The 19,512-nt window shown below is 50.3% G+C and carries 18 protein-coding genes; all 18 read right to left on the bottom strand.

All coding sequences use genetic code 11. The features are described 5' to 3' along the window. Positions 1-58 precede the first annotated feature (58 nt). The 18 genes from PG862_RS03250 to mutL all read right to left on the bottom strand — a co-directional run bounded on the left by PG862_RS03250 (position 59) and on the right by mutL (position 19,486). Entirely contained in the window at positions 59-1,720 is a 1,662-nt protein-coding gene (locus PG862_RS03250; protein ID WP_118684362.1) for a peptide ABC transporter substrate-binding protein, read from the bottom strand. A 24-nt stretch (positions 1,721-1,744) separates the two neighbouring features. Further along, positions 1,745-2,806, bottom strand: coding sequence for a M24 family metallopeptidase (locus PG862_RS03245; RefSeq protein WP_118467664.1), 1,062 nt, complete (start codon positions 2,804-2,806; stop codon positions 1,745-1,747). Positions 2,807-2,808: 2 nt separating this feature from the next. Then, positions 2,809-4,050, bottom strand: a complete 1,242-nt coding sequence (locus PG862_RS03240; protein WP_270706471.1) for an aminopeptidase P N-terminal domain-containing protein — start codon at positions 4,048-4,050, stop codon at positions 2,809-2,811. A gap of 413 nt (positions 4,051-4,463) precedes the next feature. Next, positions 4,464-4,883 (bottom strand): hypothetical protein, encoded by a 420-nt coding sequence (locus tag PG862_RS03235; RefSeq protein ID WP_022359521.1) that lies wholly within the window; start codon positions 4,881-4,883, stop codon positions 4,464-4,466. Between the two features lie 87 nt (positions 4,884-4,970). Beyond that, the gene (locus tag PG862_RS03230; protein ID WP_182431289.1) at positions 4,971-5,948 is read right to left on the bottom strand and encodes a D-alanyl-D-alanine carboxypeptidase family protein; all 978 of its coding nucleotides are present in this window, start codon (positions 5,946-5,948) and stop codon (positions 4,971-4,973) included. Further along, positions 5,945-6,340, bottom strand: coding sequence for a methylglyoxal synthase (locus tag PG862_RS03225; protein ID WP_022359519.1), 396 nt, complete (start codon positions 6,338-6,340; stop codon positions 5,945-5,947). The genes PG862_RS03230 and PG862_RS03225 overlap by 4 nt, the downstream gene beginning before the upstream one ends. An 82-nt stretch (positions 6,341-6,422) precedes the next feature. Next, positions 6,423-7,499, bottom strand: a complete 1,077-nt coding sequence (locus PG862_RS03220; RefSeq protein ID WP_338108838.1) for an FtsW/RodA/SpoVE family cell cycle protein — start codon at positions 7,497-7,499, stop codon at positions 6,423-6,425. Positions 7,500-7,527: 28 nt separating this feature from the next. Further along, on the bottom strand, positions 7,528-7,827 hold the full coding sequence (locus PG862_RS03215) for a cell division topological specificity factor MinE (protein WP_022359516.1): 300 nt from the start codon (positions 7,825-7,827) through the stop codon (positions 7,528-7,530). An 11-nt stretch (positions 7,828-7,838) separates the two neighbouring features. Beyond that, entirely contained in the window at positions 7,839-8,630 is a 792-nt protein-coding gene (minD, locus tag PG862_RS03210; RefSeq protein ID WP_022359515.1) for a septum site-determining protein MinD, read from the bottom strand. 84 nt (positions 8,631-8,714) lie between these two features. Then, positions 8,715-9,380, bottom strand: coding sequence for a septum site-determining protein MinC (locus PG862_RS03205; protein WP_118522581.1), 666 nt, complete (start codon positions 9,378-9,380; stop codon positions 8,715-8,717). Positions 9,381-9,394: 14 nt separating this feature from the next. Beyond that, entirely contained in the window at positions 9,395-12,295 is a 2,901-nt protein-coding gene (locus tag PG862_RS03200; RefSeq protein WP_270706469.1) for a penicillin-binding transpeptidase domain-containing protein, read from the bottom strand. After that, a complete protein-coding gene (gene mreD, locus PG862_RS03195) occupies positions 12,288-12,806 on the bottom strand; it encodes a rod shape-determining protein MreD (protein WP_022359512.1) in 519 nt (172 codons plus the stop codon). Before mreD ends, PG862_RS03200 begins: the two co-directional genes overlap by 8 nt. After that, positions 12,787-13,641: a rod shape-determining protein MreC gene (mreC, locus tag PG862_RS03190; RefSeq protein WP_106999850.1), complete on the bottom strand. Its 855-nt coding sequence runs from the start codon at positions 13,639-13,641 to the stop codon at positions 12,787-12,789. The genes mreD and mreC overlap by 20 nt, the downstream gene beginning before the upstream one ends. Continuing rightward, complete coding sequence (gene radC, locus PG862_RS03185; RefSeq protein ID WP_270706468.1) at positions 13,638-14,384, bottom strand: RadC family protein; 747 nt, start codon at positions 14,382-14,384, stop codon at positions 13,638-13,640. Before radC ends, mreC begins: the two co-directional genes overlap by 4 nt. A gap of 67 nt (positions 14,385-14,451) precedes the next feature. Beyond that, complete coding sequence (locus tag PG862_RS03180; RefSeq protein ID WP_270706467.1) at positions 14,452-14,706, bottom strand: DUF4321 domain-containing protein; 255 nt, start codon at positions 14,704-14,706, stop codon at positions 14,452-14,454. Positions 14,707-14,841: 135 nt separating this feature from the next. Beyond that, positions 14,842-16,140, bottom strand: coding sequence for a methionine gamma-lyase family protein (locus PG862_RS03175; protein WP_270706466.1), 1,299 nt, complete (start codon positions 16,138-16,140; stop codon positions 14,842-14,844). 241 nt (positions 16,141-16,381) lie between these two features. Further along, the gene (gene miaA / locus PG862_RS03170) at positions 16,382-17,365 is read right to left on the bottom strand and encodes a tRNA (adenosine(37)-N6)-dimethylallyltransferase MiaA (RefSeq protein ID WP_270706465.1); all 984 of its coding nucleotides are present in this window, start codon (positions 17,363-17,365) and stop codon (positions 16,382-16,384) included. A gap of 24 nt (positions 17,366-17,389) precedes the next feature. Beyond that, the gene (gene mutL / locus PG862_RS03165) at positions 17,390-19,486 is read right to left on the bottom strand and encodes a DNA mismatch repair endonuclease MutL (protein WP_270706464.1); all 2,097 of its coding nucleotides are present in this window, start codon (positions 19,484-19,486) and stop codon (positions 17,390-17,392) included. Positions 19,487-19,512: the final 26 nt, after the last annotated feature.

Raw genomic sequence — 19,512 nt, 5'->3', positions numbered from 1 at the left:
CAGGTACTTCAATCATCTTCTAACATTTTTCAATACATTTTGGATGGATGATGGATTATTAGTTTGTGATGTCCACATACATATAGTCATAATTCAGTCCAACAAAGTATGCGCCCAGATTCTGTACACGGTCAGATACCATATACGGAACCTCTCTTAACTGAAGCGCTACCAGTGCGCCGTCTTCCAGGAGTGTCTTCTCTGCATTGAACAGGTTATCCATACGTTCTTTACCGGAAGTGGTCTTGGAAGCATCGATGTACTTATCGTATTCATCACTGTGGTAATTTAAATAGTTGTAGCCGGAGGTGCTGTACCAGAGCTCCAGGTAGCTGTACGGGTCAGAGTAATCCGGTGCCCAGCCGCTCATGATGATATCGTACTCATCACTGCCCGGAACCAGGAGTGCGTTTTTCGTTGCGTACGGAACCATGTTGATATCTACGTTGATACCCAGGTTGTTCTTCCACTGGTTTGCAACAACCTCTGCCTCTTTCTTCGCTGTGTCAGAATCGGATACAACCAGTTTCAGGGAAATATCAGAAGCACTGGAAAGACCTAATTCAGATAATGCCGTATCCAGATACTCTTTTGCCTTATCCATATCACCCTGAAGTGGGAATGCCTCTAACGGATACTCGGTGCCGTACTCGCCGTCCACGCCGCGAACCTGCGGAAGCACATATCTCTGGTTAGCCTGATATAAACCATTGTGGGTCAGAAGAATGTATTCTTCACGGTTGACTGCGTAGTTCATCGCCAGACGCAGGTTCTTGTTTGCCAGATATTTATTCCGGTGATTCAGTGCCGCATAATCGTCTGCGCCGTTGTAGTAGGACTGTGTCTTGCCCTCATACTGCGCTGCCAGCTCGGTTGGAACCTCTGCCAGATCCAGCTCGCCTGCATCGAACATCGAAACAGCGGTAGTCTGATCGGCTACGGTCAGAATCTCAACACCGTCCAGACTGATCTTTTCATTGTCATAGTAATCCGGGTTCTTCGTCAGTTCTACCTTGCCGTTACTGTATTCACTTACAACGAACGGTCCATTGTAAACCTGTTTATCGGCACTTCCGCCGAACTCATTGCCATATTTCTCAACCAGGTCTTCACGTACCGGCATGAATGCACTCATGCTTGTCATGCTGACAAAGTAATCAGCCGGATTCTCAAGCGTAATCTCCAGGGTAAAGTCATCCAGTGCCTTGACTCCCAGTTCATCCACCGGAAGTTCACCCTCACTGACCTTGGCGCCGTTCTTTAAAACAGCCCCCAGATAGCTGGCAGGGCAGGCTGCTGCCGGATCGCAGAGACGCTTCATACCGTACTCATAATCCTTAGCCGTAACAGTCTGTCCATCACTCCACTTTGTATCCTGACGGAGTTTGAAAGTATATACGAGACCATCATCGCTGACTTCATAGCTCTCAGCGGTTGCCGGCTGAAGCTCGCCCTGTACATTGCGGTACAGACCATCATAGATATGATAGGAGACGGTCGCGTCTGCTACGGAGTTTGTCTTATCAGGGTCAATCGTCGCGATATCCGCCGTGTTGGAATAACGGAAAATCTTTTCGCCCGCTGCTGCGCTCTGGGAACTGTCACTTCCCGATTCAGCTGCCTTCGTATCATCCACCGAAGCGCTCGGAGTGGAACAGCCCGCTACACTCGCTGCCATCAGTGCAGCTAATCCCAGTGCAAGTAGTTTGTTTTTTCTCATAATATTCCTCCTTGTTCTCTTTTATTAAAGCTCAATCAGCTCCTTGGTGGCGCTGATCAGATTTTCATTGCCTGTCTCCGTGATGAGAAGCTGATCCTCAATGCGGATACCGCCCCATCCTGGAATATAGATACCCGGTTCCACGGTCATGACATTATTGGCATGCACGATATTTTTAGAAACAGGGCTCATAAATGGAATCTCATGGACAAACATGCCGACGCCGTGTCCGATTCCTGTGTAGTGATATGGAAAATACTCGGTCCCCTCGATGATCTTCGTGGATTCATAATATGCATCCGATGCCGAAACCCCATCTTTTAAGAATCCTTCCACCGCAGCGACCATCTGCTGCTCAATCTTGTATACTTCCTTCTGCTTCGGCGTTGCGCGTCCGACTACCAGGGTACGCGTCATATCAGATAAATAACCATGATACTGGCATCCATAATCCATCAGGACCAGATCGCCGTATTCAATCGCCTTCTGGGACGGAATTCCATGAAGCAGGGATGTTCTCGCACCGGAGATGAGGATATTGCCGTATGGCTGTGTATCCGCGCCCTCCAGAACCATATAAAGGCTTAAACGCGCCGCCAGCTCTTTCTCGGTAATGCCGACCCGGATATCCTTCTGAATCTTCTCATATGCCCTTGAAGCAATGTCACAGGAGATACGCAGGCACTCAATCTCTTCCGGCTTCTTGATGGAGCGAAACTCCTCGATGATGCCGTCCGCTGGTACCAGCTCTGCTTTTACCTCCGACTGGAGGTTCTGGTACTGTTCAACGGTCAGGTGGGCTGCTTCAAAGCCGATCGTCTTTGCCCCAACCTTTTCCGCCGCGTAGGCAAGTGCCTTTCCGATGGAACCGTAGGTGTCTCTCCAGTTCAAAATCGTGTAATCCGGGCACTCATAGGAAACCTGCTCGGTGTAGCGCGGATCTGTCAGAAAGAATTTTTCCTGCTCCGTGATAAAAAGCCAGGAATCTTCGCCGGTATAATGGCTGACATACTTTACATTGACCGGACGGCTGATGAACATGCCATCCAGGTGCTCTTTCTGCATATACGCAAGTAACTGTTCCATTCTTACTCTCCTCCCATCACTGATTCTATTTCCTCTATCGTTCTGGGGATGGATGCTGTCAGATTCTCACAGCTATCCTCCGTTACCAGGCAGTTATCCTCGAGGCGGAAGCCGATGCCCCATTCCTCGCAGTAGATGCCGATATCCACGCAGAAAACCATACCCGGCTCTACAATATCCACATCAACCAGATCGTGTGTGTCCCAGCCAACATGGTGGGCGCCGCCGTGCCAGATATATCTGCCGACGTCCTCATACCGGTCACATAAGCCGATCGCTTTGAGCTGTTCGAAATTGTATTCCCTCGCCAGCCGGTCCACGTCTGCCATCTTCATCCCCGGCCGAATGATGGAGAACATATGCTGCGAAGTCCGGTATGCACATGTGTAAAGAAGTCGCTGCCGTTCGGAAAACTTTCCGTTGCACGGCCAGCCGCGCGATACATCATTGAAGAGGTGGTCGTACTGGGCGCCTACGTCGTTGAGAATCATATCGCCGTCCTTCGCCTGCCCTGTGTACTCATAATAGTGAATACAGAAATTATTGGCTCCCGCGGAAATGATACTCGGAAATGCCGGTGCAAGGCATCCGTGCTGCGCCAGTGCGTAGTCGAATTCGGCTTTATACTGGTATTCGTACATTCCCGGCTTTGATGCCTTCATCATCGCCAGAATGCCGTCCCTTGTAATCTTGACTGCCTCCCGCATCGCCTCGATCTCACACGGCTGCTTGATGGTGCGCTGGCGGCGTATCTGACGGGAAATATCCGTGAGTGTGGCTGCCGGGTACCACTTTCTAAGTTTCCGTGCCATCCGGATACTCTCGGTATCTGCATCCTCCGGATCGTGCCGATACAGATCCATCGCAATACGCTCAAACCGTCCGCTCCGCATCAGAAGTTTCAGACGGTTTTCCCACTCGCCGCTCGATGCGATCTGCGCGGCCCCAGATCGCGCCCTGGCCTCCTCCGGTGTGAACCGTTTCCCGGTCCACCGCTCGGCCAGCATATCCGGCGGAAGTATGTAAAGTGTTTCCTGTACCTCTTCTCCGTCCTTCTCTGTCATCAGGACTGTGTGTTCCTGCCCGATGCCGGTCAGATAGAGAAAACTCCGATCGGCATAAAACGGATAATTTTCATCGGCTGTTTTTCGGATGGAAGAACCGGAAAACAGGAGAAGCAGGGTGTGATCCGGAAGGCTGTCATACAGCCGCTGTCGGTTCCCCTGGTAGAATTCTGCATTCATAGTATTTTCCTTCCTGTCTTTTAAATGATTTCCGCATACTTTTGTATCTGTCTCACAAATAGACGCATCGGAATCTTTTGTCTCCCGACACGTGTCATTATACCGTATAAATCGAAATTTTACAATTATTTTTCAGTATATTTTGTAATTTTTTTATCCAATACAAAAAGTTTCATATGCATGATAGGAAATACTTATAATTTTGAAAAAAATGTAAAAGCATATCTATTTTTTTCCAAAGGTGGTACCTGCAAAAGAAGCATTTCAATGAAAATGTGGAAAGATGGTTTTGAGCCCAAACTAGAAAATTAGTAAAAAAAAGAGACCATCCAATTCTCCTTTTTCAGATGAATCGGACAGTCTCCTGTCTCCGCCCTGCGCTGACAGCTGCGGTTTCATTCATTTTGAATCTCTTATAAAGATACTACAACACTTTCTTTCGCGCACTCTGGAAGATCGGCTGCATTCATGGATATGCTTAAAACGAATTTTACATGATATTTCTCACTGATGGTCTCCAGCGTCTTGTAGGTCTCTTCAATATCCGCTCCCTCGAGGCAGGCAAGTTTCAGGAAGCTGTCAAGATACATCTGCTCCAGATCGTGATCCTGGCAGATAATACCACAAATAAATCCGATAAATCCATCGCTGGTATCAATCGGATATTCCTGTACATTGATAAGGCGAATCTGGTTATTCAACTCATACATATGTTTGGAACTCTTATCCAGATAGACAACGGAACCCTTGGCTTCTTTGACAGCCGTGTTCGCCATATCGAGTAAATATTTAGTTTTTCCTTTTCCCTTTGCTCCTGCGATGATCTGAACCATAACAATCTCCTCCTTGAGTTTATTTAAGTTGTATGTAAAATCTTTTATTGTATAAATAATTATAGTATAAATTTATAAATATTGCAATCACTTATTTGAAATTTTAGTCAAAATTTCCGTCATATTGTCATAAAGTGACGGACGATTTGCAGATTTTAGCACAACCGATATATATTCCTTGCCATCGTCCCCATCGCTCGCCATGATCAGGCAGTAGCCAGCCGCCTGTGTGGTGCCGGTTTTGCCGCCTAAGACAGTCACTCCCTCCGGTGCCTCGCGGTCTCCCTTCAGATACCAGTTGCCAACCTTCCAGACCTGCTGTTTTGCGGCTCCATTTGCATCGGTATAATCAGCTGTATAAGACTGCGCGTTGATGATCTCACAAAACAGCGGCAGTTTAAGCGCCTCGTTGAAAATCAGGTAGAGATCATATGCCGTTGTATAGTGGTCGGTGCTGTGCAGACCATTTGCATTGACAAAATGCGTGTGGGTCGCACCGAGTTCCTTCGCTTTCGCATTCATCTTCTCCACAAACGCATCCGTGCTTCCGGCGATATGATCCGCAATCGCATTGGCTGCATCGTTGCCGGACGGAATCATCAGTCCGTATAAGAGCTGCTCCAGCGTAAAGGTATCGCCCGGCTTGATGCCTGCCATCGAAGCGCCTGCCTCGCGGATCACGACGTCATCATTTGCCGTCACCGCATCGGAAAGATTGCCTTCCTCGATCGCGATGATCGCCGTCATTACCTTCGTGATGCTCGCCGGGTACATCTGGTCATAGATGTTCTTACCATATATAACGCTGGAGTCGGTCACATCAAACAATGCGCCCGCCTGCGCCGTCACCGCATCATCTGGAGCAATATCGCCGTCTGCAGATTCCGGTACGCAGAGAGAAGACGCAAAAAAGGGCGCCAGCCCGGCACCTGCCGCTGGCGTCATCTGCGCTTCCCGTTCTTGAAATGAATATGCCTGTTCCAGACCGCGGGCACCACAGCCGGTCAGCATGCCGATACCGCAAAGCATCAGTGCGCCCGCAAGTCCGATTGTCTGTTTTCTCATTTGTACATCTCCCGCCATTCCATATCGCCGCGGTCAAGCGCCTTAACGAGAAGCTCTGCCGTCGCCAGGTTTGTCGCCATCGGGATATTGTGAATATCACAGAGGCGGACAACATCATTAACATCTGGCTCATGCGGCTTCGGTGCCAACGGATCGCGCAGGAAAATCAGCAGATCGATCTGATTGTGTTCGATCTGTGCGCCGAGCTGCTGGGAACCTCCCAGATGACCCGGCAGATATTTATGGAGGGTCAGATTCGTAACCTCCTCAATCAGGCGGCCTGTCGTTCCTGTCGCATAGAGTTCATGCTTGCTCAGGATGCCGCGATATGCGATACAGAAGTTCTGCATCAGTTTTTTCTTCGCATCATGTGCGATTAACCCGATATACATCTATACCTGCCTCCTTAATGATTCCTATTTTTCATAACCATAAAATTCAATTTCCATGCAGCTTCACAGTCCATGCATGTACTTACTGAACGGTTACGTTATTTCGTTGCAATCCAACATTGAGAACAACTCCCATTCCGATAAACATACTGAGCAGCGAACTAAGTCCGGAGCTTATGAAAGGAAGCGGAAGACCCGTGTTCGGGAAGATTCCCGTGGCTACCGCAATGTTGGCAAAACTCTGGAACGCCAGAAGCGCCGCCATGCCCGATGCAATCAGACGTCCAGCTGTGTCCTTTGCGCGCGCTGCAATCCAGAGGCACTCATACACCAGCAGCGCATAGAGGGCAATGACCGCCACGCCGCCGACAAACCCAAGCTCCTCTCCGATAACAGCGAAGATAAAGTCCGTCTGTTCCTCCGAGAGGAAATTTCCATTCTTGACGGAGCTTAATGTGTTGTTAAAAAGTCCCTTGCCGCGCAGCTGCCCGGAGCCGATCGCCATCATGGAGTTATCCTGCTGACGGTTCAGATCCGTAAATTCACTGCTGCTGTGGAAAATCTTTCCCATGATACGCTGTGCCTGGTATTTCTGGAGAAACGGGATGAATCCCTGCAGCGACAGATAGATAAGCGCCGCAAATCCAGGTACCCCGACCGCCACCGCACCGGCAATCCATTTGTAACTGATACCGGCTACATAAACCATGCACAGAATCATGAAGCAGATGACGATGGTGGTGGAAAGGTTCGGCTGTAAATATACCATGCCGACCGGAAGGACACAGATAAGCGCCGTCATCCCCAATGTCTTTGGCTCATTGATTTTATCCCGGTTTCTGGAAAGAAAATTCGCCAGGATGAGGATCAGACCGATCTTTACAAACTCGGACGGCTGGATCTGAATCCCGCCGATCCGCAGCCAGCGGGTCGCGCCCTTGGTGGTACGTCCAAACAAAAGAACTGCCGCCAGCATTCCGGCACAGACCACATAGATAAGCGTGGTAAATCGGAAATACTGATGGTAATCAATCAAAGACAGAACCAGACAGATAATCAGGGATACAACCACTCCGATAATCTGTTTTATCACAGAGGAACGGTCCTGATTGCTGGCGCTCCCGACAACCAAAATGCCGAGAACACTCAGCAGAATCATATAAATGAGGGCTCGAAAGTTGTAATTTCTAAATTGGTAATCGAATATCATGCTGTAAATGGCTCCTTAAAGTAAGAACCGGTACCGACGCACAGACCGCCGGGAATACCTCCGCCGGCTGTTCTGAGGATGTCCTCAGAATCCGGAGTGTCACATCCCCCGGATCAATCTCCAGATAACGTGACACGCTCCTCAGGAAATCTGCGCGAATCAGATCCAGAAGTTCCGGCGAACAACCCGCCCGATCGGCAGTCAGAAGGTGTTTTAAACGCTTTCTGGCTATCTCGCCGGAATTCTTTTTCGTAAACAGCTCTGCAATCAGAATCATAGCGTCCCCTCCTATGCACGTTTGAGGAAGCCGGATATCCGGGACCAGAAGCCCGGAGACGCATCAAGCTGTATAAATGGTACCGATTCTCCAAGTATTCGTTTGCATATGTTTAAATATGCCTGCCCGGCATATCCATTCATGCCGACCAGCGGTTCGCCCTGATTCGTGGATATAACGATATCCTCATCGTCCGGGACTGTGCCAATCACAGGGACAGACAGAATATCCATCACATCATCCACCGACATCATATCGCCCCGGCGCACCATATCGCTCCGGATCCGGTTGATGATCAGGTCCATACGCCCGACCCCGGATGCTTCTAAAAGTCCGATGATCCGGTCAGCATCCCTTATCGCGGATACCTCCGGTGTCGTGACAATCAGCGCCCGGTCCGCCCCGGCGATCGCATTGCGAAAGCCCTGCTCAATCCCGGCGGGACAGTCAAGCAGTATGTAATCAAACTCTTCTCTTAAGTCTTCTACTAATTTTATCATCTGCCCCGGACTCACGGACGACTTGTCCCGCGTCTGGGCGGAAGGTAATAAGAACAGGTCAGGATATCTTTTGTCTCGAATCAGCGCCTGCTTCATCCGGCAGTTTCCCTCGATCACATCGACCAGATTGTAGATAATCCGGTTTTCCAGTCCCATGACGACATCCAGGTTTCTCAGACCGATATCAGTGTCGATGAGAACCACCCGTTTGCCGAGCATGGCAAGCCCGGTGCCGACGTTCGCTGAGGTTGTCGTTTTGCCGACGCCTCCTTTTCCGGAAGTAATAACGATAACTTCGCTCATAGGAACATCCTCCTGTATTCTGTTTTACCATTTTATTCTACTCTAAAAAGTAGAATAATTCCAGTCTTAAATCCATTAAATACGCTAAATAAAATGAAAATAATCTAAAAAACTTTTTTTGACCGATTCTACGTCAATGTTTCCATCGGATACCGATGCAATCATCGGTCCGCGCCCCATCTTTTTACCCTGGCTGCGCGTTTTGGCTGTCAGATCAGCAATCCGAAGGTGCATCGGCGACATTTCCAGCGCGGTGATCACCGCGTCCTCACTTCCCGCCGCCCCAGCATGGGCGGAACCCGCCAGCGTGCCGAGGACGACGATATTGCCCCGTGCGCTGACACGCGCGCCGCGCTCCACATCCCCGATGATCACGATGCTCGCATCGGATTCCAGCAGATCGCCCCGGGATAAATTACCCTTATAGAATTGTCCCGTCCGGGCAGTCAGCTCCATCAGCCGCTCGGTCAGCGCCTTTTCACAGCGGGCGATGCGGTTAGCGTCAGTATCCAGCAGACAGAGAATCTCTATCTGGGAATTGGCGGTAATCGCATCCGTCACCTGCAGTTCCTCGATTGGGGTCAGTTCTCTCCCCTCCAGGGTCAGCGTCATCTGGGCGGATCCCCAGAATTTTTCACTTTCTTTAAACTTTTTCCCTACATCCTCCAGTAACTGTTCAAAGGGGGTGTCCGGATTCAGAATTACCGTCATACCGGACTTACATCCCTTTATTACTACGGAACTTTTCATAGTTCCATCACCTCTTAATCTCCATTGATTCGTTCATTGGACGCATCCAATGCTCCTGAATTCAGGATATCATCCAGACTCGCATAGCCATAGAAATAACGATATACGTGTTTTGCCACCATCGCTGCATTCGAAGAAGAATATCCATTCGGGATACTGACCGTCACCGAAATTTCCGGATTCTCATACGGTGCAAACGAAATAAAGAACGCGTGGTTGCCCCGTTTTTGGGACTCCTGCGCCGTACCGGTCTTACCGGCCACGTGTACGTCCAGACCATCAAACACGCGCTTGGTCGAACTGTTGGTAACTACCTGGCGCATACCTTGTTGGACTGCATCCCAGGTGCTTGTCTGGAAATCAAGGGTTGACGCCACAGCCGGCGAATAATCCTTGACCAGATTACCCTGGGAATCCGTCTCCTTATCAATCAAGCTCAGATCATAGACCGTGCCGCGATTGGCAAGCGCCGTCACATAGCGGGCAAGCTGCACGCTCGCAAACTGGTGCGTACCCTGTCCCATACTGGAACGCTCCGGATCGGTATCACTGATAGACGGCGTCGCCTCCGAGATTTCAATGCCCGAAGTCCGGTCCAAACCGAACATGGTCGCGTATTTTTTCAGCGTCTCCAGACCTTTCTCCGGTTTGTAGCTTCCATCTGCCTCTGTGGACAGGCGGTGCGCCACCTCCGAGAAGAAATAGTTACAGGAATTTTCGATGCCTCCCACGACATTTAACGGTCCGTGGAAGCCCGGATATTTCCAGCATCGGATCGGATTGCTGACTTCCTCATAAATACCGGTACAGTTAATCATATCAGAAAGCGTGATTGCCCCCTCTTCCAGACCTGCAATCGCCGTGATCGGCTTGAAGGTGGAGCCTGGTGCTTTCAGCGTCTGCGTCGCATTGTTTCGCAGCGGCAGCGACTGATCGGCATTTAGCTGGGCAAAATAGGTGCTGTCCGAAATCCGGTTGTTGTCATAGCTTGGATAAGATACCAGTGCCAGCACCTCGCCAGTCTTCGCGCTCGTCACGACACAGCTCGCCGTACACGGGTCAAGTGCCAGCTGCGCCGGTGTGATCTCAATATTGCGGATCTTATTCATCAGGAACTGGTACGCATATTCTTCCCCGCTGACACGCAGCAGGTTGACCTCATTCTCATCGTATGCAAGCACATTCTGGGAATAGAGCGCCATACAGAGCTCGCGCCCAGTCACAACATTGTTATTGATTAAATACTGATAAATCAGTTTCTCGAATGCCGGATCCTGTTCCAGATCGCGGAAACAGTCGTCCAGCAGTGCCGTGAAGACATCGTCCGCATTCGAATACCGGCTCTGGATGTCCAGCTTCGTCGTATCGATCCAGTTGTTGGCAATTCCATAATATAAGTATTCCCGCAGACTGATCGTACCGTTCTTCCACGCCTGATACATGTCACTGGACGTATCAATCGCATCACGCTGGACAATCGCCTTGTTGCTGGAAGAAAGATACGAATAGATATACTGCATATATGCCTGCATTTCCTCTGACAGCGCGTTCATCGGCGTTGCATTTTCAGACTGCAGTTCGCCCCGCAGTTCCTGTTCAATCCGCACGCGTGAGCTCTCGTACTTCTGATAAATCTGCTGTTCCACATCGGATGCCTCTTCGGAAGCAAAATTGTCAATCGAGAGGACGTTGTTGTTGATCAGCTGGAAGTATGCCTTCTTGATCGGTATCTTAATACTGGAAGAATCGATATAAGCGATATCTTTCTCATCCTGGTTGACAATCGTCTTTAACAAGACGCCCGCCAGCTGCTTCTCCAGAATGTGGTAAATACCCTTCTGAAGGTTCAGATCGAGGGTCAGCCAGATATCGTTGCCTGCCACTGGTGCGACTTCCCCGGTCACGCTTAGGATTCTTCCGACGTTATCTACATATGCCGTCTGGGAACCTTTCTTACCCTTTAATTCCAGCTCCATCGAGGATTCGATACCGGTACGGCCTACGACATCATTTAACTCATAGTCATCGTTGACCGTCTTTAACTCCTCCAGACGTTCGCTCGTTACTTTTCCCGTATATCCAATGATCGGCGCAAAGTAGATGCTTTCATTGTACACACGGATCGTCGATTCCTGTATATTGACGCCCACCAGATCGGCTGCGTGCTCTAAAATGTCTGCAACGGTCTCATCGCTGATATCCGTCGCGATCGTTGTAGATTCGTACTTCTGGAACGCGGTAAAACGCATCGTGTAGCGGATACCGACGATCTGCAGCGCCACCTCATCCGAAACATCGATCGGATTGCCGTCTTTGTCAAGCGGGCGCCCGTCCCGGTTCTTATCGTCACCGAGTGTCAGGTGGTACTCCTTTTTCATCCGCTCCAGCAGATCTGGCGCTGAAATGTCGGACGGGTATTTTCCATCTGAATCGTCCATCTCATCCACATTTTTAAGACCATAATAATCACGCAGGAATCGCTTGCGTCCGGACTGTGTCTCGGAGGTATACACGACATTTCCATCGTGATCGAGCGTAAGCTCTAAACTGGTCTGTGCGCTCTCACCGTGTTTATTCAAGATCGATACCAGATCGTAGAGCATCGTGTTCCACTGTGCATCCGTCTTGTACGCACCGGTATCCTGTATGGTAACGTCGTATGCCAGTTCGTTGTACGCCAGCACATTGCCGTTCCGATCGTAGATATTACCCCGCGTGCTGGCAGTCTTTATGACTTTTTCCGTCATCGCTGTATATGCATCCTGATACTCTTCGCCCTTGATGATCTGCAGGTTGAACAACCGCATCACCAATGCGGACGACATCAGGCAGAACACAACCGCCAGGACAAAAAGCCGGGAGGTAATCACTTTTTTGAACCATTCTCGCAGATATTCTTTCAGGTCATCAAACAATGTTCGAATCTCTCCTTTGTTCCCATTCTTTCAGTTTCCGGTTGATAAAAAGGAAAAACCGGTATACGACAAGCGTCGTAACCGTGGTAAATATGATCTCCGGGATAATGATGGAGACCAGATAATGCCCAAAATTCAGACGATTCCGTATCAGGAACCGGAATACATAGATGTACAGGTTATAGATTAAATCACTTGCCAGGCTCAAAAGCAGCGGCAGCGTGATGTAGTCTTCATAATAATACTTGTTGCAGATTCCACTGACATACCCCAGATTGATGAAAAACAGTGTATAAAAGCCAAATGGTCCACTGTAAAACAGATCCATAAAAAGACCTGCCACCAGCCCGTAGAACATCCCCCGCTCGCGCCCCTCGATGAAGCTGCACACAAACACCACAATCAGCAGCAGGTTCGGAGCCGAAGATAAGAAGGCGATCTGTGGGAACACGCAGATCTGGATCGTGAATGCCAGAATCAGCATGACAAGGTTAATCAGCAGCTTCCGCATTATTGTCGCCTCCATCCCCATTTTTCAGCTGGGTGATTACCAGTACCTCCTGCAGGTTATCAAAATCTGCAACTGGAATGATTGTACCGGATTTTGTTACGTTGTTGGCATCGGTCGTCAGCCCGGAGGCATAACCGATGAGAATGCCCGGCAGGAAAATATCACTGATGTTGGAGGTCACGATCTTGTCGCCCTCCTGGATATCTGCCTCTTTCTTGATATGGTCAAGTCCCAGCCGTCCATCCTGGTAAAGCGTCAGGTTGCCGGATACATTACAGGTATCGCCAGTCCGCAGGGACATGCCGCTGACGTTGCTGTCGTCATCGATGATCGCGCGGACAGTTGCATAGTTTGCCCCGACATCGGTTACAATACCGACCAGTCCGCCGCCTGCCATGACGTTCATATCTTCCTGGATGCCATCGTCCGCTCCCTTGTCGATCCGGAATACCTGAAACCAGTTTCCAGAGTCCTTTGCAATGACACGGGCGGCTATTTTTTTATACTGCATATATTCCTGATCAAGCTGATACAGCTCTCTGAGACGGTCTAACTCGTAAAGCTCCGACTGCAAGCGGTTGTTCTCTTCCACCATCTGATCCAGACGCATCTGGAGATTTTTGTTCTCCTCCTGCGCCTCCCGCAGGGAGGAAAAATTTTCAAGCGCATTGTAGAGACCTGTGCCGATCGCGTTGACGCCTGACTGCAGCGGTACCAGAACAAAACCGACACCCGTCCGAAGCGGCATCAGAAAGCTTGATTTGATAGACGTTGCTGTAATCAGCACAAGACAGAAGGCTGACATACCTGCCAGAATATACTTGCTGTTTTTCATAATGATAGTATTCCCCGTTCTTTGAAACTAAAATAGGCTTGTTCGCCGATAATCACATGATCCAAAAGCCGGATTCCCAGCATAGCGCCCGCCTCCTGAATCCGGACGGTCGTCCGCCGATCCTCCGCACTGGGGGTAGGATCCCCGCTCGGATGATTATGTACTAAAACGATGCTGGCTGCATGATAGCGCAGCGCCTCGATAAATATCTCCCTCGGAGACGCCGGAGAGTGATTGAAGGTTCCCCGAAACAGCAGGATATCCCGAATCAGCCTCTGCTTCGTATTGAGGATCATCAGGTGCATCTCTTCCTGCTCTTTGTGACGCATTTCCTCCATATAAAAAGCGGCGATCGCCTCCGGCGCCGTAAAAGCAGGCGCTTCTGAAAGCGTCAAGGTGCGCCAGATCCGCTGTGACAGTTCTCCCACACACAAAAGTTCGATTCCCTTGACCCTGCCGATTCCTTTCTGCTCCATCAGTTCTGGAAGAGTCAGATGCAAAAGCCCTAAAATTCCCGGCGGCTGCACCTGCGCCAGAATCCGGGTTGCCAGGGAAAGTGCCGACTCCTGCCGGTTTCCGGTCCGGATAAGGATCGCTAAAAGCTCGGCGTCCGTCAGTGCCCCAACTCCCTCCCTCTCACATTTTTCGTAGGGTCGGTCTTTTTCAGGGATATCTTTCATGGTAAGACGCCATCCAGCGGTCAGTTCAGAACTTTTTACTGGTTTCTTTGTTTCTTTTTTCATTGATTGTCCTCCTGCGTGCCTCTCCTCTGCATACAGAAAGCCATTCCCGCCTGGCGGGATTCTTTGATTAAATCAGACGATATGCAATCAGTGCAATGACAACGCCGATGATGCTCGCCATCGTCACCCGGATTGACAGACCAAACGTGATAACCAGGATTACTAAATCAAGAACAACCGGGTCCATCAGACCGAAGGATTGTCCGTAATTCAGCCACGACAGTCCCCTGACGCCGGATGCCATATTTCCGATAAATCCACCTAACACAATCCCTGTCATCAGGAGCAGCAGAAGAATCCAGAAATTTTTTGCTCGATTCATGATACCGAATACCGTCCCTTTCTATAATCTTTATTATCTTAGCACAAACTGCCGGAATGTGTATAGACAGTCCGGCAGATTTTTTTTTAAAGTTTTCTTAAAATTAATTACAAAATCATTCAAAAAACGTCATTTCTAGTCGATTTTGAGCTGCTCAGGTTTTACTATGTCTGCATCCAGAAGCTTCTGCAGGGACATTAAAATGCCTAACTTCGCATGGTACCAGGTCAGTCCGCCCTGGAAGAATACGCTGTACGGCGGTTTGATCGGACCATCCGCGGAAAGCTCTATCGAGGATCCCTGGATAAAGGCACCTGCTGCCATAATAACCTGGGAATCATACCCCGGCATATCCCACGGTTCCGGCGATACATAGCTGTCAACCGGCGCCGCCGCCTGAATGCCCTGGCAGAACGCAATAACACCCTCCGGTTTTCCAAACGTGATCGCCTGAATGATATCATAGCGCGGTTCCGTGCTGTTCGGAACCACATCAAAGCCCAGGCGCTCATAGACGTTTGCCGCAAAGATAGCTCCCTTTAATGCGCCGGATACAACGGTCGGTGCCAGGAAAAGTCCCTGGAAGAAGGACTGGTTGACGCCAAGACTCGCGCCGACCTCCCGTCCGAGTCCCGGAGAACCAAGGCGGTACGCTGCATTTTCGATGCACTGTTTGGTTCCGGCGATATAGCCGCCGATCGGCGCCAGTCCGCCGCCCGGGTTTTTGATCAGGGAACCGACTACCATGTCCGCACCGAGATCGCTCGGTTCGATCCGCTCAACGAATTCGCCATAGCAGTTGTCTACCATACAGATCACTTCCGGTTTGATGGATTTAACAAATGCAATCAGTTCACCGATCTGCTCTGCCGAGAGGGTTGGACGGGATGCGTATCCCTTGGAACGCTGGATGGTTACCAGTTTTGTCTTCTCGTTGATCGCCGCGCGGATGCCGTCGTAATCGAAGGTTCCGTCCGGCAGCAGGTCAACCTGACGGTATGAAATGCCGTACTCCCGCAGGGAACCGTTGGACTCGCGGATGCCGATCACTTCCTCCAGAGTATCATACGGTTTTCCCACCGGCGAAAGCAGCTCGTCGCCCGGGCGCAGGTTTCCGGCTAATGCCGTGTAGAGCGCGTGCGTTCCGCACACGATCTGCGGGCGCACCAGCGCGTCCTCAGTGTGGAATACATCCGCATATACCTGTTCCAGCGTCTCACGTCCGAGGTCGTTGTAACCATATCCGGTTGTACCGGAAAAATGAATATCGCTGACGCGGTTTTTCTGCATCGCAGCGATTACCTTTAACTGATTGTACTCTGCATTGCCATCGATCTCTGTGAAACGGTCTTCCAGAGCCGCTTCGATTCTGGCTCCATATTCAAGCACTTCTTTCGAAATACCGAGGTCGCCATACATTTTCTCTAACTCCATGGTGCTTCCTTTCCTGTTGTCGGTTATTCGTAACTGTTCAGTACCTTCACAGTCACGCGCAAAAATCCATTAAAAATTGCCTACGGCAATGGGATTTTTGCCTGCTGACCCATGTTTTCGTACGGTCAGCGCAGTAAATGCGCAGACCTACTGAACAGTTACGGTTATTCTATAATTCTTTTTTTGTTTCTTTAACTTTTCTTGATTTTTACAACTTATAATTTAGAGTGTTCCATCCATCTTATGAATCACACTCCATAATACCCGCTTCCGCCGCTAATTCCTGCAGAATATGTTCCAGCACGCGTTCCCGGTCATTATCAAATTCCGGCAAATATAAGAAACGCACGTCGCGTTCCCGCCGGAACCAGGTAAGCTGACGTTTCGCAAAATGGCGCGTATCGCGTTTCAGGATATTGACCGCTGTCTCCAATGACATTTCGCCATTTAAATATGCCAGAATTTCTTTATATCCAAGTCCCTGCATCGCCACTGAATCACGGCGACAGCCCATCGCCTGCAGCTGCCTCACTTCCTCGACCAGTCCCTCTTCCATCATCTCATCGATCCGCTTCTCGATCCGCTCATAAAGAACCGTCCGATTGGTATTTAATACATAATAGAAGAAATGGTACGGTGAAGTCTTTGCCCGCTCCGCCTCATTGTGGGCAGAAATCTTCTCGCCCGTCTGCTCATAATATTCCAGCGCGCGGATCACACGTTTTACATTGTTTGCGTGGATCGCCTCCGCCGATTCTGGATCGACCGCCCGCAGGCGCTCATGCAGGACTTCCGCCCCCTGTTCGGCTGCCAGGCGTTCCATCTCCTCCCGAAACTGCGTATTTTCGTCGATCTGGGTGAAATCAATATCATTGAGCAGTGCCTGAATATAAAAGCCGGTTCCACCTGCCACGATCGGAATTTTTCCGCGGCTGTAAATATCTTCCGCCGCCGCGCGGGCAAGCGCCTGAAACCGCACGACATTGAAATCCTCAGTCGGCTCTAAAATATCGATCAGATGGTGCGGCACACCGTCCATCTCCTCCAGGCGTATCTTTGCCGTACCGATATCCATGTGGCGGTACACCTGCATCGAATCCGCGCTGATGATCTCGCCGCCGATCCGCCTGGCAAGCTGAATGGACAGCGCCGTTTTTCCGACTGCTGTCGGTCCGGTCAGGACAATCAGGGGCTTTTTTTCAGCCGCTTGTTCCAGATTTCCCATAAGACTTTCTCTCCTTTTAATGGGTTATACAATCCGTTTGAATTTCTTCTCCAACTCATATTTGCTCATCGATATGATCGTTGGGCGTCCATGTGGGCACGCATACGGATTTTTGAGTTCCAGAAGCTCATCGATCAGCTTGTCCGCTTCGGCAAATGATAATGTGTGATTGCCCTTGACCGCCGCCTTACACGACATCGTCGCCACACGCTCATTGATGAGATCCGGGGTTCCGCTTCCATTGCCCTCCGCCAGATCGTCGATCATCTCCATCAGAAGCTCGCGTTTTGCGACGGAAAAGAGGTTCGCCGGAACGGCACGCACCGCGTACTCCTTGCCGCCAAACGGCTCAATCTCAAATCCAATCGAGGTAAAATGTTCCATATACTGCTCTAATTTGAGCTGCTCACTGCTGTTGAGACTCAAAATGATCGGCGGATCGATCATCTGGGAGGTGTACTCCCTCTTTTGAAGGGATGCCATCGTCCGCTCATAGAGGATTTTCTCATGCGCCGCATGCTGATCAATGATGTACAGATTATCATGATACTCCACCAGCCAGTATGTGTCAAACAGCTGTCCAATCAGGCGGTGGTTCGCACGCGCCGGTTTGGTCAGGAGTTTATCTTCAAACAGATCCATCTGACGGGGCTTTTCAGATGGGGCGGACTGGGTCGATCCCGTTGAAACAGATGCAGGAGATGCAGTTTGCCCCGCTGAAGCTGAGATGGATTCGCTGGAAGGCGCTGACGTGGCCGGCTCTGGCAGATCTGACTCTGTATTAATTGAAACATTTTCAACTCTGCCGGTTGTGTCGGTTCTTCCAAACACTTCATCGAACTGCCCCGTTCCTGACACAGCCACATTTGATCCGCTGCCGTTTTCAGCCCCATATCCCGGCATATCTTCCGAGACCGACATCATTTCTGCCTGCGACGCTCCCAGACGTTTCGTCTCAAACGGTTCCGGATGTTCCTCACGGATACGGACCGGTTTTAAGGACGGACGGCTGCCCTGACTGCTTTCCATCTTTCTGGTTGGAAGCTCCGGCAGCACTCCCTTTTCCAGCCCCGGAATCTTCAGCTCTTTCTCTGCATTCTTCTCATTCTCCAGCGAAACCGCCGGAATCAGTTCCCGGTTAGCGAGTGCCATCGCGATCGTATGGTAGACCGTCCGGTAGATCTGTTCGCCGTCCCTGAAACGGATCTCCATCTTCGCCGGATGGACGTTGACGTCAATATACGACGGATCGATCGTAAATTGCAGCATCGTAAATGGATACTTGTGCTGCATCATGAACGGTTTATATGCGTCCTCGATCGCCTTTCCGATGATACTGCTCTTGATATAGCGTCCGTTGATGAAATAATTTTCATACGTGCGGTTGCCACGCGCGATCAGCGGCTTACCGATGAAGCCGCCTACCCGGATCGGATCAGCTCCGGCATCCACCTCAATCAGGTTTGCCGTGATCTCGCGTCCAAAGACCGCATAAATTATATCTTTTAAGTTATGATTTCCAGAGGTATGGAGACGGCTCTGGTTGTTATTGATGAAACGGATGGAGATTTCCGGATGCGACAGGGCAATCTTTTCGACTAAATCTGCCACATGGGACCCTTCTGTCGCCGGCGTCTTTAAAAACTTCCGGCGTACCGGTGTATTGTAGAACAGATCTCTGGCGATAAAGGTCGTACCTTCCGGCGCACCGACCTCCTCCAGTCCCAGTTCCTCGCCGCCTTCGATGCGGTAACGGGAACCGCTGATCGAATCGTTTGTTTTCGTGATCAGTTCCACCTTCGCCACCGACGCGATCGACGCCAGCGCCTCGCCGCGGAACCCTAACGATGCCACCTGAAACAAATCCGACGCCGTCCGGATCTTGCTGGTCGCATGGCGCTTAAATGCCAGTGGGATCTCCTCGCGCACAATGCCGCTTCCGTTATCCGTCACCCGGATCGTCTGCAGACCGCCGCCCTGAATCTCCACCGTGATCGCCGTCGCCTTCGAATCGATCGCATTCTCCAAAAGCTCCTTGACAACCGACGCCGGCCGTTCAATGACCTCGCCGGCTGCAATCTGATTGATTGTATTGGAATCCAAGACCTGAATCGCAGCCATCTATCTCCTCCACATCCTTCCTAAAC

Source organism: Clostridium fessum (assembly GCF_027698965.1).
In the GTDB taxonomy this organism is placed as follows: Bacteria; Bacillota; Clostridia; order Lachnospirales; family Lachnospiraceae; genus Otoolea; species Otoolea fessa.
This window is presented reverse-complemented; position numbering and strand designations above follow the sequence as displayed.

Excerpts from the sequence above, each read along its gene's own strand:
- PG862_RS03250 (WP_118684362.1), bottom strand. The coding sequence starts at position 1,720 with ATGAGAAAAAACAAACTACTTGCACTGGGATTAGCTGCACTGATGGCA.
- PG862_RS03245 (WP_118467664.1), bottom strand. The coding sequence starts at position 2,806 with ATGGAACAGTTACTTGCGTATATGCAGAAAGAGCACCTGGATGGCATG.
- PG862_RS03240 (WP_270706471.1), bottom strand. The coding sequence starts at position 4,050 with ATGAATGCAGAATTCTACCAGGGGAACCGACAGCGGCTGTATGACAGC.
- PG862_RS03235 (WP_022359521.1), bottom strand. The coding sequence starts at position 4,883 with ATGGTTCAGATCATCGCAGGAGCAAAGGGAAAAGGAAAAACTAAATAT.
- PG862_RS03230 (WP_182431289.1), bottom strand. The coding sequence starts at position 5,948 with ATGAGAAAACAGACAATCGGACTTGCGGGCGCACTGATGCTTTGCGGT.
- PG862_RS03225 (WP_022359519.1), bottom strand. The coding sequence starts at position 6,340 with ATGTATATCGGGTTAATCGCACATGATGCGAAGAAAAAACTGATGCAG.
- PG862_RS03220 (WP_338108838.1), bottom strand. The coding sequence starts at position 7,499 with ATGATTCTGCTGAGTGTTCTCGGCATTTTGGTTGTCGGGAGCGCCAGC.
- PG862_RS03215 (WP_022359516.1), bottom strand. The coding sequence starts at position 7,827 with ATGATTCTGATTGCAGAGCTGTTTACGAAAAAGAATTCCGGCGAGATA.
- minD (WP_022359515.1), bottom strand. The coding sequence starts at position 8,630 with ATGAGCGAAGTTATCGTTATTACTTCCGGAAAAGGAGGCGTCGGCAAA.
- PG862_RS03205 (WP_118522581.1), bottom strand. The coding sequence starts at position 9,380 with ATGAAAAGTTCCGTAGTAATAAAGGGATGTAAGTCCGGTATGACGGTA.
- mreD (WP_022359512.1), bottom strand. The coding sequence starts at position 12,806 with ATGCGGAAGCTGCTGATTAACCTTGTCATGCTGATTCTGGCATTCACG.
- mreC (WP_106999850.1), bottom strand. The coding sequence starts at position 13,641 with ATGAAAAACAGCAAGTATATTCTGGCAGGTATGTCAGCCTTCTGTCTT.
- radC (WP_270706468.1), bottom strand. The coding sequence starts at position 14,384 with ATGAAAAAAGAAACAAAGAAACCAGTAAAAAGTTCTGAACTGACCGCT.
- PG862_RS03180 (WP_270706467.1), bottom strand. The coding sequence starts at position 14,706 with ATGAATCGAGCAAAAAATTTCTGGATTCTTCTGCTGCTCCTGATGACA.
- PG862_RS03175 (WP_270706466.1), bottom strand. The coding sequence starts at position 16,140 with ATGGAGTTAGAGAAAATGTATGGCGACCTCGGTATTTCGAAAGAAGTG.
- miaA (WP_270706465.1), bottom strand. The coding sequence starts at position 17,365 with ATGGGAAATCTGGAACAAGCGGCTGAAAAAAAGCCCCTGATTGTCCTG.
- mutL (WP_270706464.1), bottom strand. The coding sequence starts at position 19,486 with ATGGCTGCGATTCAGGTCTTGGATTCCAATACAATCAATCAGATTGCA.